This is a genomic window from Bradyrhizobium sp. CCGB20, from assembly GCF_024199855.1.
Classification (GTDB): domain Bacteria; phylum Pseudomonadota; class Alphaproteobacteria; order Rhizobiales; family Xanthobacteraceae; genus Bradyrhizobium.
On the sequence record NZ_JANADN010000001.1, the window covers coordinates 1,011,932 to 1,029,871 of the forward strand.

A 17,940-nucleotide genomic window follows, 5' to 3' on the forward strand; every position below is an offset into this window, starting at 1 on the left:
CGGATTCCATCCGGCACCACCGAGTAGATTTACCGATGTTGACGGCGGACTCCTTCGGCAAAAATGCGGATGGCGGTACCGGGGAAAAATGCGACTGCGGACTGAGCAATCCTCCCGGCAAGATCTCACTCCCGGAATGGAACAGGTCATGTTCATGCACGGCAGCCGATCCGCGCCCCGAAACATCCTCACATCGACGCTGGTGACGGCGTTCTCGCTGATGCTGGCAGGATGTGGACGGGAAACCGAAACCAAGGACGCATCTCCGCCGCGGATCGTACGTACGGCGACCGTAGAAAAACGCAAGGTCACAACGCCGCTGACATTCTCCGGACGGGTCGAGGCAGAAGACGAGGTGAATGTCGCATTCCGGATCTCGGGACGATTGTTGAGTAATGACACCAAGATAGGCGACCGGGTCAAGGCCGGCCAGGTGCTGGCACGATTGGAGTCGCAGAATGAACTGAGCACGCTGCGGCAGGCGCAGGCCTCCCTTGCCGCCGCTCAGGGGCAATTGACCCAGGCGCGCAATCACTTCGATCGTCAGGAGACGCTGTTGGCGCAGGGGTGGACCACGCGCGCTAACTATGATGCCGCAACCCAGGCGCGGCAAACCGCGCAATCGCAAGTCGATGCGGCCGAAGCGCAACTGAACTCTGCGCATGACCTCGTTGGTTTCACCGAACTCAAGGCTGATGCACCCGGTGTGATAACAGCGACAGGTCCGGTCGCCGGCGAGGTCGTCCAAGTCGGGCAGATGATCGCCAGGATCGCACGGCAAAACGGTCGCGATGCGATCTTCGATGTCCCTGCTCAATTGATCAGATCGGCCTCCACCGATCCAGAGATTACTGTCAGCTTGGCTGACGATCCGTCGATAACGGCGCAAGGGCGCATTCGCGAAGTTGCTGCACAGGCCAGTGCTGTGACCCGAACCTTCGAGGTCAAAGTCGGTCTGACGGATCCGCCAGCCGCGATGCGGTTGGGTGCGTCAGTGATAGGGCGAGTGAGTACCACTGCAGGGCCGATGATCGATATTCCATCTTCCGCGCTGACCAGGATGAACGAGCAGCCCGCCGTATGGGTCGTCGACCCGGCCACCGCCACGGTCGCGGTGCGCAATGTGGACGTGCTGCGATTCGATGAAGCGCAGGCCATCATTTCCCAGGGGCTCGACATCGGCGAAATAGTTGTCACCGCCGGCGTTCAGGCGTTGCATCCGGGTCAGAAGGTCCGGATCCTTGGATCCGAGCCATGAGCGGAATCAATCTTTCCGACTGGGCTCTGAAACACCGTTCGCTGGTCGTCTATATGATGATGATTGCGGTGGTCGGGGGGACGCTGTCCTATTTCCGGTTGGGGCGAAACGAAGATCCCGCCTTCATCATCAAGACCATGGTCGTCCAGGCCGCGTGGCCCGGCGCAACTGTGGAAGAGACGATGAAGCAGGTGACTGAGCGCCTCGAACGTCACTTGCAGGAAACGCCGCATCTGGACTTCCTGCGGAGCTTCACAAGGGCCGGTGTCGCGACCGTCTTTGTAAATCTGAAGGGGAGCGCGAATGCGAAACAGGTGGCCGACACCTGGTACCACGTACGAAAGACGATCGGAGACATGCGTCATACACTACCCGCAGGCGTGATCGGGCCGGGATTTAATGACGAATTCGGTGATACATTCGGCATCATCTATGGCTTTACCAGTGACGGCTTCACTCGGCGCGAGTTGCGCGATCGGGTCGAGGACATCCGCTCAAGGCTGCTTCTCGTACCTGACGTGTCAAAGATTGAGCTTCTGGGCGAACAGGATGAAGTGATCTTCGTCGAGTTCTCCACGAAGGAGCTCGCGGCCCTCGGAATTGATCGGTCCGCTCTTATTGCGGCGCTCCAATCGCAAAACATCGTGCGTCCGGCGGGAACGATACAGACCGGCTTGGAAAGCATCTCGATTCGGGTATCAGGCAGCTTCCAATCGGAGCAGGACATCGCCAACATCAATTTTTCCGCCGGTGGCCGCATGCTCCGTCTGAGCGATATTGCGCAGGTGCGACGCGGCTACACGGATCCGCCCCAGCCGATGTTTCGGATCAATGGCAAACCGGCAATAGGCCTTGCAATCGCCATGCGGGATGGCGGCGACATTCTCGCGCTCGGCGCCAATATCAGAAAAGCAATGGCGCAAATCACCGCGGATCTCCCCATTGGAATCGAGCCCAGCCTGGTCGCCGACCAGCCCGTTGTCGTCGACCAGGCGATCCGCGAGTTTACGGTCTCGCTGATGCAGGCGATCGGCATCATCATGGTGGTGAGTTTCATCAGCCTGGGCGTACGACCCGGCCTGATCATCGCGCTGGCCATACCGTTCACGCTGGCGATCGTGTTTCCGATCATGGGACTTCTCAGCATCGATATGCAGCGAATCTCGCTTGGCGCGCTCATCATTGCGCTCGCATTGCTGGTCGACGATGCGATGACGACGACCGACGCGACGCTCAGTCGGCTCGCAGAGGGCGCAAGTAAGATCGAGGCGGCAACTTTCGCATATCGGACCCATGCAATGGCGATGCTCGCGGGCACGCTGGTCACGATAGCGGGCTTTATACCGGTCGGCTTTGCCGCGAGTTCCGCCGGTGAATACACATTCTCGCTCTTCGCAGTGGTCACGATCGCACTTCTGGTTTCCTGGTTCGTTGCGGTCATTTTCACGCCGCTGCTCGGAGCAGCGATCCTTGTTCCACCGAAGCAGACAAGTACGGCGGATCCGGGCAGGATCTTCCGCATGTATCGGAGTTTCCTGACTTTCGCGATGCGCGCGAAATGGCTGACGATCGCGATCTCCTTGGCGCTCTTCATTTGTTCGGTGCTTGCGCTGCCGCTCATCCCGCGACAATTCTTTCCATCGTCGGACCGTCCCGAATTGCTCGTGGACCTGAGCTTGCCGCAGAACTCGTCAATCCACGCGAGCGAGGCTGCGGCAAAGCGCCTGGATGCTGCCCTTTCGACCGATGCCGATGTGGCGCGGTGGAGCACCTATGTCGGGCGCGGCGCCATCCGCTTCTATTTGCCCCTTAATGTTCAGCTCCCGAACGATTTCTTCACGCAGGCCGTGGTGATCGCCAAGGATGTCGCTGCGCGCGAGCGCCTGCATGCCAAGCTCGAAAAGCTGCTCGCGCAGGACTTTCCTAACGCGATTGCGTTCGTTTCTCCGCTTGAGCTCGGACCGCCGGTCGGATGGCCGGTGCAGTATCGGGTCAGTGGGCCCGACGTGGAACGGGTGCGCGAAATCGCGCTCAAAGTCGGACAGATCGTAGCCTCCAGTCCGGACACCAAACAGGTGAATTTCGATTGGATGGAACCCAATCGCCAAGTGCGTATTCGCGTGGATCAGAACGAGGCTCGCCTTCTCGGCCTCAGTTCGCAAGCGATCGCGACAGTCCTGAATACGGTCATATCCGGCACACCCGTTACCCAGGTTCGCGACGATATCTATCTGGTCAATGTGGTGGCGCGTGCGACCAACGAGCAGAGGGGCTCGCTGGACGGTCTGCGCAACTTGCAGGTGGCGCTGCCGGGTGGGCAAACTGTTCCTCTCAGCCAGTTCGCCTCCTTCGAATATGATCAGGAGTTTCCGCTCGTCTGGCGGCGGGATCGCATTCCGACCCTGACGGTTCAAGCTGCTATAGCCGGCGACAAGCTGCCGGAGAGCGTGGTTACGTCGCTTTCGATGGCGATCGAGAACTTCAGAAAAAGCCTTCCCTCGGGGTACAGCGTCGTCGTGGGTGGCACCGTGGAGGAAAGTCAGAAGTCGCAGGCGTCTGTGCTGGCAGTGGTGCCGGTGATGCTGTTCGTCATGTTTACCGTCCTCATGGTGCAGCTCCAGAGCTTTCCGAGACTGTTCATGGTGCTCAGCGTGGCGCCGCTCGGCCTTATCGGCGTGGTTGCAGCGTTGATGCTGTCCGGCAGGCCCCTGGGTTTTGTCGCCATTCTCGGCGTGCTCGCGCTGCTGGGCATGATCAGCAAGAACGCGGTCATTCTGATCGGTCAGATCGACGCCGAACGCGCTTTGGGCAAGACGGCCTGGGACGCTGCGGTGGATGCCAGCAGTTCCCGTTTTCGGCCGATCATGTTGACGGCCGTATCGACTGTTCTCGGGATGATTCCAATCGCGCCAACAGTATTCTGGGGACCGATGGCATTTGCGATCATGGGCGGACTCCTTGTCGCCACCGTTCTGACGCTGGTCTTCCTGCCGACGCTGTATGTAGCCTGGTTTGCGCGGGACGAGAAAGAGCAACCGTCCGCGGGATCGCGCCCGGCCTGACGGCCGCTAAAATCGGAGCAGCCAAGGCACCAGCGCCAGGGTCGTTACCATCACGACGACGGTAAAAGGGACACCAATCTTCAAAAAATCGCCGAAACCGTAATTGCCCGGTCCGACCACCAAGGTGTTCACTGGCGAAGACACAGGCGTCATGAAGGCGGCCGAGGCTGCGATGGCGATAGTCATCGCGAAGGGATACGGCGAGGCGCCGATGTCCTTCGCGACAGCGAGCGCTACTGGCGCCATGAGCACCGCGGTTGCCGTATTCGAGATGAACAGGCCAAGGGCAGCCGTGATCACGAAGAGCAGCGCCAACAGGACTCGCGGTGATGCCTCGCCCGCAAGATGCGTCACCGCGTCGGCGGCGAGATCGACGCCACCGGTTCGTTGCAGCGCCAGCGAAAAGGGCAGCATGCCGACAATAAGAACGAGGCTCTTCCAATTGATCGAGGTATAGGCACTGTTGAAATCCACGCAGCCCAGCAACCCCATCAGCAAGCAGCCGATCAGAACCGCGTGCACGTTCGGCACCACACCGCTGACCATCATACCGACCGTCAAAGCCAGCACCGCCAGAGCCTGAGGTGCGAGGTTCGCGGCCGGCAGAACCTCCTTGTGCTCGGTCGGCAGGTTCAGGACAACAAGATCCGAGAATTCGGATCGCAGCTTGCGGATGTCAGACCAGAAGCCGGTCAGCAGAAGGGTGTCACCGACCTTCAAGGTCTCATCGAGCAGCCCCTTGCTCACGACCTCGCGACCGTGCCGCAACCCCAGCACCGTCAATCCCATTTCGCTACGGACCCGCGCCTGCAAAACGCTCGATCCGATCAGCCTGGATTCCGCCGGGACAATGACTTCGACCATGCCGATTTCTTGCGAACGATCGGTGAAGTAGCAGCCATCGCCCAGAGGAATCTTCTCGACTTTATAGTCACGCAGCATCCGATCGGTCTCGACATCGGGCGCGATGACGTCGAGTAGCAGGATCTGCCCGGCGGCCAGTTCGGTCCGTGCATTCGGGCGGCTCACCTCGGTCCCAAAGCGGCCGGGGAGCTCGATGGCGAGCAGATTCACACCACGGTCCCGGAGCGGAAGCTCTTCCAGGCGCTTGCCGACCAGCGGCGAGTGAGTCAGCACGCGCACGCGCAAGGCTCGATCGGCGAGGCCATACTGCGTCACCCAATCAAGCAAGTTCGGCTGACGGCGCTCGCCATCCACACGCTTGGCCGAGACGGGCAGAAACTGCCGCGCGAACAGCATATAGGCAACGCCGAGCGCCAGGAATGTGAGCCCAAAGGGCGTGAAGCTGAAAAAGCCGAAGCCTGCCGCACCTTGGCGGATCAGCTCGGCGTTGACCACGAGATTTGGCGCCGTCGCAACGAGGGTGAGCATGCCACTGATCAGGGCCGCAAAGCTCAAGGGCATCATCAGCTGGCTCGGCGCGGCACCTGTGTTCTGACAGATGCGCAGCACGACCGGGATGAAGATGGCCACCACGGCCGTCGAACTCATGAATGCACCGAGCCCGCTGACCGCGAGCATCAGCAGAACCAGCATGCGCGTCTCGCTGCTGCCGGCGGTCGCGTTCAGCCAATCGCCGAGGCGACGCGCCACACCGGTGCGCACCAGCCCTTCTCCGATCACGAAGAGACCTGCGATCAGCACGATGCTGGGATCACTGAACCCCGCCAGCGCCTCGTTGATGGTAATCACCCCAGTAAATGGCATGATCACGATCATCAGCAGCGCGACCGCATCCATGCGCGGGCGATTGGCCATAAACATCACGATCGCGGCCGCAAGCAGTAGAAGAACCAAGGCAAGATTGGTGTTCATGCGGAAATACCCGGTCGGTTAAGACGCAATCCAATCATGCTACGCAAACTGCTCATCCTGCGAATGGCCAGAGCATCGGCACGAGAAACGTGCCTACCAGGAAGAACCAGAGCAGCAACGGTAGACCCATCCTCCAGAAATCGCCAAATCGATAGCCGCCGGGGCCCTGCACCATGAGGCTCGCTGAGGCAGCGATTGGCGTAAGAAAGGAAGCGGCCGCAGCCACCGCCACAGTCACCAGCGCGGTGCGCGGCGAGACACCGACGGCTTCCGCGGAGGCAATCGCTATCGGAATGACGATGAGTGTCGTCGCTGTGCTGCTGATCAACTGGCCGATTAGCGCCGTGAGCAAAAACAGCCCCGCCAGCAGCGCGTACGGGCTCGCATTGCCGACAATGGCAACGAGTGTATCGGCGATGAGATAGGCTGCACCCGTCTTGTACATGGCGGTCGAGAGCGGGATCAGCGAAGCGACCATGATCAGCACGTTCCAGTTGATCGCCCGATAGGCTCGTTCGATCTTGAGTACGCCCAGCAGGATTACCGCGCAGGCCGCCGCCAATCCAGCGACGACTCTTGGCACGACGCCCGTCGCTAGCAGCGTAACCATGACCGCGAGAATGACAATGGCGCGTACGGAGCCGGTGCCCAGGGGCCTGGCCTGGCTGCGGATCATGTCGGGGGCAGCAACGACGAGCACGTTGGGATCGCGCCCGTACTCCTCAAGCGCCTCCCAACGGCCTTGCAGCAAGAGCGTGTCACCCGCCGCAAGAACGGTTTCGCCCGGCCCGAGATTCTCGCCGCCGCGTTGAACGCCCAGGATGATCAGATCGCCACTTTCGGTGACCATGCCGGGGAAGACGGTCTCACCGATCAAACGAGAGCGGGGCGGAAGCACCACCTCGGAGAAGCCGTGGCTATCGTTAAACAGTGCCTCCCGCATTTTGCCGATCGTCTCCTGGCAGGGCGTCAGGCCATGCTGCTCTGCGAACGCGTCCATCGCCGCCTGTTCGCCGCGCATGATGAGTCGATCGCCCTCGACGAGAGAATGCTGCCACGAGATGCTGTTCTGGCGGCGCGGGCGAATAGCGATGAAGCTGAGCTCCGGGTGGTTCTCGCGCTCCAGCCGCGATTCCAGCACCGCCTGCAACGTGCCACGATAGGGCGAGGCGGCGGTGATCTCGAGCTGGTACACCTGGTCAAACAGCTTGTATTGCTCGGTCAGCATGCGCGAATGGTGGCTCAGGTCTTCCGGCATCTCCCGGCTTGTGCGCACCGGCAGCAGCATATCGCCGAAAAGAACTACGATAGCCACGGTGCCGGCCAGGAGTGGTACGCCGATCACCGTCATCTCGAAGAAGCCGAAGGGCGCGAGGCCGACATCGCTTGCCGCGTCGGACAGCAGCACGTTCACAAGGCTTCCGGTCAGTACCAGCATCGAACCCGAATAGGAGGCGAAGGCGAGAGGCATCATGAGTTGTGCAGGCGGACGCTTGAGCCGGACGGAGACGATCACCAGCACGGGCAACAGGGCAGCCACTGCGCCACCCGAGCCGATCAGCGCCGTGAGAAAGGCCACGAGCAACATCGACAGCACCAACAGGCGTGTCCGGCTTTCGCCGGCATAACGGATCAGCACCTGGCCTGCCCACGTCGTGACGCCGGACGAATCCAGGCTGGCACTCACCACGAAGAGCGAAGCAATGAAGAGTATCGTGGTGTCGCCGAAGCCTGCCAGCGCCTCGGACAGCTCCAGAATGCCGGTCGCGTAAAGCACGAGTGTCGCACTTAGCGCCACGACCGCGACCGGCACCCGGTTCGAGACGAACAGCAGCACCATCGTGGCGATGATGGCGAAGGTAATGAGGATATGCGGCGTCATCGCACCTCGCGAGGGCGGTCCGGCCCGGAGCCAGCGCTGCGTGCCCGTGCCGCTCTACCGTGACAGCGCTTCCAGAATACGTGCCCAGGAGCGGATGCCCTTATGGAAGCTCTTGAGATTGTACTTCTCGTTCGGGCTGTGGATGCGGTCATCCTCGAGGCCGAAGCCTGCAAGCACCACGTCCATGCCCAGCGATTGTTTGAGCTGATGGGTCACGGGAATGGAGCCGCCACCGCCGATGAAGACTGCGGGCTTGCCCCATTCGGCCGTCAGTGCGTCGCGCGCCTTGCCGAAGGCCGGGGCCTCGATCGGGAAGCGGATCGCCTGACCCGCGCCATGCTCCAGGAATTCCACACGACAATCGGCCGGGACGCGTGCATGCACATGCTCCCGGAAGGCTTTGCGGATGGCATGGGGGTCCTGATCGAAAACCAGACGGAAAGACACCTTTGCGGATGCCATGGCGGGAATCACGGTCTTGAATCCGGCCCCCTGGTAGCCGCCGCCCATGCCGTTGATTTCGCAGGTTGGGCGCGACCAGACCATCTCCAGCGCGTCGCGGCCCTTCTCGCCGGCGGGAACCGAAAGCCCGATGGCGCCGAGGAAGGACTTTGCGCTGAAGTTCAGGCTGTCCCATTGCTCGCGCAGCGCCTTGGGAAGTTCCGGTACGCCATCATAGAAGCCGCGCAGCGTGACGCGTCCGTTGTCGTCGTGCAGGTCAGAGAGGATGCGGGCGAGGATGCGGTTCGGATTGGCCGCGGCCGAACCATAGAAGCCCGAGTGCAAGTCGCGGTCGGCGGCGTGTATGATGACCTCTTCACCGCAGAGTCCGCGCAGCATGGTCTGGATCGCCGGCGTCTCGGGGTCCCACATGTTGGTGTCGCAGATCAGGCCAATATCTGCGCGCAGTTCGGCGGCATGGGCATCGAGAAAGCCGGGCAGGTTCACGCCACCGGATTCCTCTTCGCCCTCCAGCAGGATCGAAACCGGAATCGGCAGTTTGCCGGTGACCGCCTTCCAGGCGCGGCAGGCCTCGACAAAGGCCATGAGTTGGCCTTTGTCGTCCGCGGCGCCGCGGCCCGTGATGATCTTCGCGCCATCGGGCATCGTCTGGATAGACGGGTCAAAGGGATCGCCATCCCAGAGCTCGAGAGGATCGACCGGCTGCACATCGTAATGACCGTAGAACAGCGCCGAGGGGCCGGGCACGTTGCGGTCATGCGCCACGACCATCGGGTGCCCCGGTGTCGGGCGCACCGAGGCGTCGAAGCCAATGCTCTTGAGGTCGGCAACGTGCCATTCGGCATTGGCCGTACATTCGGCCTTGTAAGCCGGATCGGTCGAAATCGACTTGATGCGCAGGATCGCGAACAGACGCTCGAGGGCCGCATCGAGATTTGCGTCGACGTTGGACAGGACATCATCGAGCTTGGTCATGGAGCCCTCCGGAGGGTCTTCTGAGCCGTTGGTCAGTACGCGGGCGCGATCGCCACATTGTCCGTCGTAGCAAACGCTGTTTCTTGCCAGGAGGTTACGATTGCTATTCGTTCCTTCCGCGCTTACGCGGCGCCGGGTCGGGAATTTCGCCTGGCAGGAAGTTGGGAAGCTTTCCTGCCGGGAAAATCGCAAGCAAGGCAACGCCAGCCATGATGATGAGGCCAATTTTCAAAGCGCGCAGTCGCACGACAGTGTTGACGCGCACCGCCTCCGCCACTTGAGCCGGAGAGGCCGTGGTTTGCTCCATCACGCTCTGCAGCCGGTCATTGCTGATGAAGGTGATGTTATCCAGGTCCAGCTGCGCCTGTATCTCAGGCGGCAATTTTGGATTTTCGGCGATGGTCTGCAAGACAGCCGCGCTTAACAAGCCGACGAGGAGTGCCCCGGCCACCGCTGTGCCGACGGCTGCGGCGAGATTGTTGGTCGTGCCGCGCAGCGAGCCGACGTCACCCGCGAGCTCTTTCGGCGAAGCCGTGACCAGCACGTTGAACAACAGTGTGACCAGCGATCCCTGTCCAATACCGAAAATCACCAGCCCAAGGAGAACCGGAACGGCGCTCCAATCATTCCTCACGACAAAGGCGAGCCAAAGGAGCGCCACAGTGCAGAGTATGAAGCCATAGCGTCCGATCTGCCTCGGCGTGAACCGACCATAAAATCGCACGATCAGCATCGCCGCGAAGAAGACGGTGAGGTTGAACGGCATCATGGCGATCGTTGTCGCCAGCGGCGTGCGTCCCTGCACGATCTGGATGTACAATGGAACCGAGAAATTGAGCATCGATTCCAGCGCTACGACAGCAAACATCGCATACACCGCCGCCCGCTCCTGCGGGGAGTCGATCACCTCGAGCGCAAGAAGCGGCGTCTTCCCCGCGGCCTGCTGTCTGTGGGTCCAACTCAGAAAACCCTGACCGAGCACGATACCCACCACGATCATGATCGGGGCGGGAGATAAGCCAAAGAGGTCGAATGGCGCATTGGTCCCCGCCAATCCCAGCCCCCACCGATTGAGGTTGTTGAAGCCGAAGCTGATCAGAATGATGGCTGCCGCAGCGAGGATGACGCCTACGAAATCGATCCGGACCTCCGGACGCGCCTCATCGGGCTTGAGTCGAAAGCTCAAAAGGAAAACCACAGCCGACACGGCGATCAGAATCCCGAACGCAGGGCGCCATCCGATGAATGTGCCTAGAGTACCACCGATGACAAACGCCAGAACGCCCGCAGCGGCGCGCGCGGAACCCAATGCGCCAACGGCTGTTGCCTGCTGCCGCCCCTTGTAGTTTTCCGCGATAAGCGCGACCAACGACGGTACGATCACCGCACCAGCCGCGCCGGACAAGGACTGCGCAGTAATCATGAGATCCGCGTTTGGACTGAACGTCATCAACGCCTGCGCGGCGCCGAACACGGCAACGGCAACGCGGAATACGTGCGTCGCTCCGTAGCGCTGTGTCAGCTTCGCGCCGAGCATGACGAAGCCGGCAACAAGCATCGAATAAGCCACGATACCGGTGGCGACCGTCGTGGGCGGAACGCCAAAACTGTTGACCATCCCTCCCAGCGCAACCGGCAAGGAGGCGACGTTGAAGGACATGATCATCTGGCCGAGGGCGATGGTGATCATCGGCACCCAGGATGCATTCTCTTCTTCAACGGAGTGAACCGTCGTCGCAGATGCCATCGTCATGGCGTGTCCCTGTCATTTTTTCTGAAGTCCAGCCCCAGTCGGTGCGGGCTGAATCTCCGAAAAGTGCAAACCTACGCTTCCGGGTTGGACATGAATAAATCCATGCCCAGCCGCTGCGACAGATACTTCGCTACAAGTTGTCCCTTGACGCTGTTTCCGGCGCTGTCCAGCGGCGGCGCAAAAGTCCCCAGACCGCCCTTTCCCGGGGAGACCGTGACGATCCCGCCGCCGATGCCGCTCTTGCCCGGTAGCCCGACATCGTAAAGCCAATCGCCTGATGTCTCGTACATTCCGGCAGTCGTCATGACGGCCAGTGCGTAGTGGCAGACCGACGGATCGACCACGCGCACTTTCGTGATGGGGTTCACGCCACCGTCCGCCAGAGTCGCGCCCATTACCGCCAGATCCTTGGCACTCACATTCAGCGCGCATTGTCTGGTGTAAAGATCGGTCGCCTCTGCCGGATCGCAGTAAATCCGTTCGAAACTCTGGAGCAGACGGGCGATGCTCTGGTTTCGGAAGTTGGTCTCCGTCGCCGAGGCATAAACCTCGCCGTTGAGCGCAAGCGGACGTCCGGCGAACTGTGACAATCCGTCGTAGATGAAATTCCATTTCGCATCAGCCATCGCTCCCGGGACGAGGCTTGTCGTCGCAATCGCGCCCGCATTCACCATCGGATTTGTCCGGCCATCGGGGCTGCGTTCGACGGCAGCGAGCGAGTTGAACGGAAGGCCGGTCGCGTTCGCTCCAAGCTTCTGGCGTGCCTGCGCCGCGCCGAGGGCCTGACAGACCAATGCAAAGATGAACGGCTTGGAAACGCTCATGATCGAGAACTCGTATTCGGCCGCCCCTACGGCGTATACCGCGCCGTTGGTACCGACCACGCAAACGCCGAACAGGTCGCTCGGCACTTCCGCGAGCGCGGGATAAACTTGAGAGTTCTTGCCGTCCGTATTTGATTTGTAGCGCGCGTACACCTCGTCGATCAGCGAGATGACTTCAGCTTCGGCCGGCAGGTGCCCGGTTGATACGTAGGAATAGTTGTTGTCGGCATCGGCGTTCGCATTCATTGCGCGTTCCAAGCCTCCATAATGAGAAGCACCGAGGGAGCCCCCGACATGTGTCGGGTCAAACGCTCGCCGTTTTCGTTCGCCGCCTTTAACGAGGCCCAACGGACCGTCATCCAACGTCGATTTTCCTTGGTGAACAATCAGGCCATTTACCCGGACATCTCGGGGTTTTTCCGGGTTAGGGCTGCCTTGTGCCTCACAATCCCCAAGGCAAGCCTAGCAGGTACCAGACAACGAACAGCACGGTCCAAATGATGGCCATCCAGAGAGTGTACGGCAACATCAGCGCGACGACCGTCCCGACACCCGCTTTCTTGTCGTAAATCTGGGCAAATCCGACCACCATGGCAAAGTAGGCATTGAGCGGGGTGATCGCGTTGATCGGCGAGTCGCCTATGCGGTAGGCGGCCAGGACGGCTGCGGGATCGACGTTAAGCTGCACGAACACCGGTACGAAGACCGGCGCGAAGATGGCCCATTTGGCGATCGCGGGCGTGAACACGAAGTCCAGGATCATGACGACAATGATGAAGCCAACCAGCAGCCACAGCGTGCCGATATTCGCGCTTTTCAAGACATCGGCCATCGTCAGGGCCATCAGCGTTGGAATGTTGCTGTAGTTGAAGTAATCGACGAACTGGCTGATGACGACGAAGAGGAGGATGGTGCCGCTCAGCGAAGCCACCGCCTTGGTCATGGCCGCGATGACGGCCGTGGAGCTATTCACCGTTTTCGCGCCGATGCCGTATGCGATCCCGGTTGCAAGGAACAGCACCATGATGACCCCGATCAGGCCGTTCATGAATGGTGAGTTGCCGATCAGGACGCCCGTCGTCGGATTGCGCAGGGGCGCGCCCGACGGAACCGTCAACAGAAGGAACAGGATCACGACCCCGAGCAGCGCAAAGCCGCTGTACCTCAGCCCACGCGACTCGTCGGCGGAAAGCTGCCCTCCGTTCGCCCCCGGCCGAGTGTTGGCGGTCTTTTCGGCCTGGTAAGCGCCCAGCCGTGGCTCGATGATCCGGTTGTTGATGAGTGCGATGACGATGGTCAGGACAAGAACAGAGGCGATCGAGAACGAGACGTTGGCGGTCAGATCCAGCGACGTGGTGGGGTTGACCATGTGGATTGCGTCGTTGGTGATTTCCGTCAGAACGGCATCAAGCGGCTTGATGATCATGTTCACGGTGAATGCACCGGCGACTGCGGCAAATCCCACAGCGAGCCCGGCGAGAGGATGCCGGCCAACGCTCAAGAAGGCGGCGCCGGCCAACGGGATCAACACCACATAGCCGGCGTCTGCGGCAATGCTGGACAAGATGCCGACGAACGCGACGATGTAAACGAGTGCCCAACTCGGAGAGACGGCCACGAGTTTTCTGATCAACGCGTTGATCAGGCCGGCTTCCTCGGCGACGCCGACGCCCATCATGGCGACGATCAACAGCCCAACCGCGGTGAAACCCATGAGGTTAGGCACGAGCCGGGTGTAAATATGACGAATTCCATCCGCCGTCAGCAGGCTATTGGCGGCAGAGGTCGCGGTCTCGATCTTGTGAGTATCCGGATTGATGGCCTGATAGGTGACGCTTGCCCCCAACATGTAGAGTAAGTGAGACAGCACCAACACGATGGCGATGAGGATCAGGAATATCACGACGGGGTGCGGGACGCTGTTTCCGACACGTTCGACAGTGTCGAGGGCTCTTTGCGTCATCGTCTTCGATGGCGGCGTGCTCGTGGCGTCACTGCGCGCGCTCATGTCGGAAATCCTCCCGCTCCATTAGCGACGGCTGGAGCAGCGCTGGTACCGTGATGATCCATGCTATGAGAACAGCGAGGAAGGATCGGACGCCAATGCGCGCTCGAAACCGCTGATCTCGTAATCAACGCGACGACCGCCTACTCCTCTGACGAAGATGCCTGCGTCATCGCCGCGAGTGCGGCGACGATCTGAAAGGGCCATGGAGGCACGGAGGCCTCTCGGGAGAGGATTGCTCATCCTTTCGCGATCTGTCTGTTCACACGCTGCCTTACGAACAATCAATAGGGCGCATCAAAATCCGGCTGAATACCGAATGCGCCTAGATTGTTCCGGGGCAATTACCGACCCGAACGAACGTCTGTGTCAGCAAGGCTTCCATGTCTGCCTGCGAAGCAACAAGGCTGTCTTCAGAACCGCACAGTCGCCGAGCCAAGGATGCGATTGGCGGTACCAGAGCCGGCGCTGACCGGGGCTGTTGCTGCGGTGCCGCCGTACACGTCCCGATGGGAGTAGACATATTCAAGACCGACGTCGAGCCATCCGGTCCCGACGCTGTTGCCACGAAGCTCGGCGAACGGGCTCCAGATCAAATTGACGATCCCCTGCTGCATGGTGCTGTTCAACGACGTCGCCGAGGCAGATCCCGGCACGAACAATTGCGCATAGGACGGATATTGCTGCCATGCGTAGGAGTAGACGAAATTGCTGCGCAATTGCGGTGTCCAGAAGCGGCGGTAGCCTGCGCTCGCGCCATAGGTCGGGAGGGCGTCGAGGCTGGGATCGACAACGCCGGGCAGGCCGATGTTGGACAGCGCATCCTGGCCGAAGGTATTGGCGCCGAAATAGCGCCCGATGCCTTGGCCGTAATAGGCCATGCCAACCAGCTCGTCCGGACCGAAAGCTGGTGACAGCCATCGCATTGGGAAGCGACCGCTGCCCGCGAGACCCCAACCGGCGGTATTGCGTTCGACCGCTGGCGGCGCTGCCGCCGTACCAGCCGTGCGGATGGTGAGATCGCGCAGCAGGCCGCGCAAATCGAGGCCCAGGCCATCGTTCCGGTATTCGAGCCGGCCGAGTAGATCGGGCACGGAGGCAAATGACGGACTCAATCCACCAAAGCCAGCCGGGGTGCTGATCTGCGTGAATACCCCTGCCGCGGACGTGTACTGCGTATCCGGCATCTCGATCGAAACGTGCCCGGTCAATCCCGGAGCCAATGTCGCGGTCGCCCGAACCTGCGCCTGGCGCACGAATGACTGGTTGAGATTGGTCGAGAAGTTCACGGTTTCATAAACGCCCTCGTTCCACAGGCTGTTCGCCCAGCCGACCAGGACACGAAACTGTTCGCTGCCGACCTCGCCCCAGGCCTGACGGAGCCGAAAGACCGCATTGGGTGAGGCTGCCGTGCCCCCGCCGAAGTCGCCTTCCAAGCGGGTTTCCAGAGTGCCCCAAGCGGTCGCCGTGCGCGTATCCATACCGATGCGACTGAACCGGGCGGACAATCCGGTATCGCCTCCCTGGATGTCGGCGGGGCTTCCGGAAAGCGGAATGGTTTGCACTGTCGGCGCATCGGACTGATTGCGGCCATTGAAGTCGTGGTAGCCATGGACGTTCGCGAAACCGTAGAATCGCACCTCGGACTGCGAACCCGGGATGCGCAAGGACAAACCCGGGAGATCGGAACGCAGCGCGTCCTCGCCTTCGCCGTCGAACTGACTGCCCATCGGTTCGGGCGGACGCAGGCCCGGAATGGGCGCCGCCGCAGCTTGTGGCGGGACCGCAGCATTCGCGGTTATCCGCGGCTCAGTCGACGCAACCGGAATCGCAGGCGGCTTTTGCCCGGCGGTCGGGGCGACGACGTCACGACGTGCGGTGGCGGCCTGGGACTTCGAATGCTTGTCGCGTGCTTCGAGTTCGTCGACGCGATGGCGCAGCGCGCTGATCAGCTTGTCACCTTCTGTTGCGCGGGCTTGCAGAGCATCGAGACGGCGCATCAACTCTTCCATGGAAGGTTTCTGGTCCTGGCTGGCGGGTGTCTGTGCCAAAGCCGGACCGGCAAATATTGCGATTGATGCAACGCTGCAAAGCGCTCGGAATGTTCGCACGCAAGCCTCCTGTTGACACGTTTGGGGCACATCGAGTTTTGCGCTTGATTTCAGCGATCGCAAGCCAGCTCCATCGAAGGTCGAAATTTTCGGCAAGATTGTGCCATTTCGGTTGTACCGCAACGCAGTTGCATCGCGCTCGGTCGGCTTAACATCATCCTGCAACGCAGAAAGCGATCTCAGGATAGGGAGGGGGGGCGTGAAATCGAAATGGCTCACAATCCCACCACTGTGCGCTGCGTCCCGTACGTGGCACGAATTGCATAGTCATATGCCGGAATTCATGCCAGTCATGCGAGGTTTTGGTCTTCGGAGAATACAACCTGCTGGCTCAGGGTAAGATCGAGCGTATAATCCGATCTATCCCCTAGGGCGTTTCCTGTAGTCCGGTGATCGATACTGGGACGACTGGAGAGGGAGCGTTAGAGATTGAGCGTTGAGTTCGACCTCGAAAACGACCCGGAAAGTTGGGTGCGCACCGTGAAGCCACACAGTTCTCCTGCTCGCGAGCCGGCGCGTCCCTTTAGCAACGATCACCTGATCGGCCAGGGCGCAATTGGCGATCGCTCATATTGGACACACTCCGAAGAGCTCCTTTTCGCGGTCCGCCCCTTACGCGGCGGGCGCTTCGTGTACGAGGCAATCAATCAGGCCTTCGAGGCTCTCCTTGGAATGTCGCAGCAGGAGGTCCGAGAGCTGGACGTCTTCGAATGTCTTGCTAACGAAGACGCCGAGCGTCTCTGTGAAATCCTCAAGGGATGTCTTGCGGAAGGAACCGAGGCCAAAATTCAGCACAGTCTGATGCTCGGCGGCTTGCTGCGGGATGTCGAGACAACCGTTGTTCCGATCCTCCATCCCATGGCCGGCAATGCGGCCCGGTTGATTGGCGGTCATCGGTTACTCCACAAGGAGGGGCTCGACTGTATGACTGAAGAGGCTGCTTTCCTTCACGGGGACGTCAGCCTGATGTCCATCCGCGAGGACATCCACCAGCGGATCGCATCGGAGCTTCATGATTCGACATGCCAGGAGCTGGTTGCCGCCAGTCTTGGTGTGATGCGTGTCCGCACTTGCCTCGATAACCCGCGCGGCGTCGAGCGGCTTTGCGATGATATCGACGCGTCGATCGACGCGGCACTCAGGGAAATCCGTTCCCTGACCTATCTGCTCCACCCCCAGGATCTGACGGACCGGGGACTCAAGGCGACGATCGAGCAGCATGCCTTGGGGTTTCGTGCACGTACGTCGTTGCGGGTGAGCACGAGGATACCCGCCGCCGTCGATAAGCTACCTTACGCGAGCCAGCTCTCGGTTCTGCGGGTCATTCAAGAGGCGCTCACGAACATATTCCGCCACGCGAAGGCGACGGAGGTCAGAATCGTCGTCGAGGCGATCGAGGGTCACTTCCATCTGACGATCAGCGACAACGGGCGCGGCTTTCCGGTCGATCACACAAAACGTGGCAACGGTGCGATATCGCCCGGTGTCGGCATTCCCGCCATGAGAGCGAGACTTAAGCAGCTTGGGGGCACGTTCGAGATCAGGTCCGATCTTGCACCGCGACATTCCGGCACGACGCTGTGTGCGGTTTTCCCGCATGGTCTCATGACCAAAAGGCGTAGCCGGCGCGCGTCACTGAAATCATAAGCCAGCGTGTGCACGGAATGACGGAGATCAGGGACCCCGAGGGCAGGCAGTCTCTGTCCGTCGGTTCCAGGAGTTCCCTACGCGAAACGAAGGCCGATCGACGATGATCGTGTCGCGGTCCGATT

At 60.8% G+C, this 17,940-nt stretch carries 10 protein-coding genes; 3 read left to right on the forward strand and 7 right to left on the reverse strand.

The genetic code is table 11. The features are described from left to right. Positions 1-154 precede the first annotated feature (154 nt). Positions 155-1,258, forward strand: coding sequence for an efflux RND transporter periplasmic adaptor subunit (locus NLM15_RS04735; RefSeq protein ID WP_254124144.1), 1,104 nt, complete (start codon positions 155-157; stop codon positions 1,256-1,258). Beyond that, the gene (locus NLM15_RS04740; protein WP_254115853.1) at positions 1,255-4,320 is read left to right on the forward strand and encodes an efflux RND transporter permease subunit; all 3,066 of its coding nucleotides are present in this window, start codon (positions 1,255-1,257) and stop codon (positions 4,318-4,320) included. The genes NLM15_RS04735 and NLM15_RS04740 overlap by 4 nt, the downstream gene beginning before the upstream one ends. Before the next feature lie 6 nt (positions 4,321-4,326). Here NLM15_RS04740 and NLM15_RS04745 read toward each other — a convergent pair whose 3' ends face one another. The 7 genes from NLM15_RS04745 to NLM15_RS04775 all read right to left on the reverse strand — a co-directional run bounded on the left by NLM15_RS04745 (position 4,327) and on the right by NLM15_RS04775 (position 16,069). Next, positions 4,327-6,156, reverse strand: coding sequence for an SLC13 family permease (locus NLM15_RS04745; RefSeq protein ID WP_254115855.1), 1,830 nt, complete (start codon positions 6,154-6,156; stop codon positions 4,327-4,329). Positions 6,157-6,208: 52 nt separating this feature from the next. After that, the gene (locus NLM15_RS04750) at positions 6,209-8,038 is read right to left on the reverse strand and encodes an SLC13 family permease (RefSeq protein ID WP_254115857.1); all 1,830 of its coding nucleotides are present in this window, start codon (positions 8,036-8,038) and stop codon (positions 6,209-6,211) included. A 54-nt stretch (positions 8,039-8,092) separates the two neighbouring features. Then, the gene (locus NLM15_RS04755) at positions 8,093-9,475 is read right to left on the reverse strand and encodes a M20/M25/M40 family metallo-hydrolase (RefSeq protein WP_254124145.1); all 1,383 of its coding nucleotides are present in this window, start codon (positions 9,473-9,475) and stop codon (positions 8,093-8,095) included. Positions 9,476-9,578: 103 nt separating this feature from the next. Then, positions 9,579-11,228: an MFS transporter gene (locus tag NLM15_RS04760; RefSeq protein WP_254115858.1), complete on the reverse strand. Its 1,650-nt coding sequence runs from the start codon at positions 11,226-11,228 to the stop codon at positions 9,579-9,581. A 71-nt stretch (positions 11,229-11,299) separates the two neighbouring features. Continuing rightward, positions 11,300-12,298 (reverse strand): glutaminase A, encoded by a 999-nt coding sequence (glsA, locus tag NLM15_RS04765; RefSeq protein ID WP_254115860.1) that lies wholly within the window; start codon positions 12,296-12,298, stop codon positions 11,300-11,302. A 196-nt stretch (positions 12,299-12,494) separates the two neighbouring features. Then, complete coding sequence (locus NLM15_RS04770; protein WP_254115863.1) at positions 12,495-14,060, reverse strand: AbgT family transporter; 1,566 nt, start codon at positions 14,058-14,060, stop codon at positions 12,495-12,497. Between the two features lie 410 nt (positions 14,061-14,470). Beyond that, complete coding sequence (locus NLM15_RS04775) at positions 14,471-16,069, reverse strand: DcaP family trimeric outer membrane transporter (protein WP_254115865.1); 1,599 nt, start codon at positions 16,067-16,069, stop codon at positions 14,471-14,473. Positions 16,070-16,597: 528 nt separating this feature from the next. Between NLM15_RS04775 and NLM15_RS04780 the strand changes: the two genes are divergently transcribed. Continuing rightward, positions 16,598-17,815, forward strand: coding sequence for an ATP-binding protein (locus NLM15_RS04780; RefSeq protein ID WP_254115867.1), 1,218 nt, complete (start codon positions 16,598-16,600; stop codon positions 17,813-17,815). The last annotated feature ends 125 nt before the right edge of the window (positions 17,816-17,940 follow it).